General features: G+C 40.4%; 1 tRNA gene and 1 rRNA gene. Both read left to right on the top strand.

From position 1 onward, the window contains the following. A 16S ribosomal RNA gene (locus tag HGP28_RS19040) occupies positions 1-61 on the top strand; the annotation flags it as partial. Positions 62-116: 55 nt separating this feature from the next. Further along, positions 117-192 (top strand) — tRNA-Ala (locus HGP28_RS19035). The last annotated feature ends 365 nt before the right edge of the window (positions 193-557 follow it).

Genomic DNA, 557 nt, shown 5'->3' with positions numbered 1-557 from the left:
GACTGGGGTGAAGTCGTAACAAGGTAGCGCTAGGGGAACCTGGCGCTGGATCACCTCCTTATACGATGATTGTTTGATACAAGTGTCCACACAGATTGATATGGTTTGTAGTTTTTGGGGCTATAGCTCAGCTGGGAGAGCGCTTGCATGGCATGCAAGAGGTCGACGGTTCGATCCCGTCTAGCTCCACCATATTTAAAGGTTTTACAATAGAATCTTTAAATATGGTGAATTTTAAATTCTCATAGCTCTTTAACAATTTGGAAAGCTGACAAAACAACAATTTATTGTTGTTTGTAAAGTTCTCAATACTTACTGTTTAAGTAAGTACCAACTGTTTGTTTTCACTTTTTAAAGTGAAAGTGAACGAGCACATTCAAGTGTTCTTGGGAATATCACTGTTAAGTGATTATTCGAAATTGAGTCCGGCAAAATCGAGTCTGCATCATGTATAAAAATTGCAGACAACTTTGGTTAGTTGACTAGAAGACCCTTTGGGGTTGTATGGTTAAGTGACTAAGCGTACACGGTGGATGCCTTGGCAGTCAGAGGCGATG

The sequence above is a fragment of the Vibrio agarilyticus genome, assembly GCF_012641465.1.
Lineage (GTDB): Bacteria > Pseudomonadota > Gammaproteobacteria > Enterobacterales > Vibrionaceae > Vibrio > Vibrio agarilyticus.
This window is presented reverse-complemented; position numbering and strand designations above follow the sequence as displayed.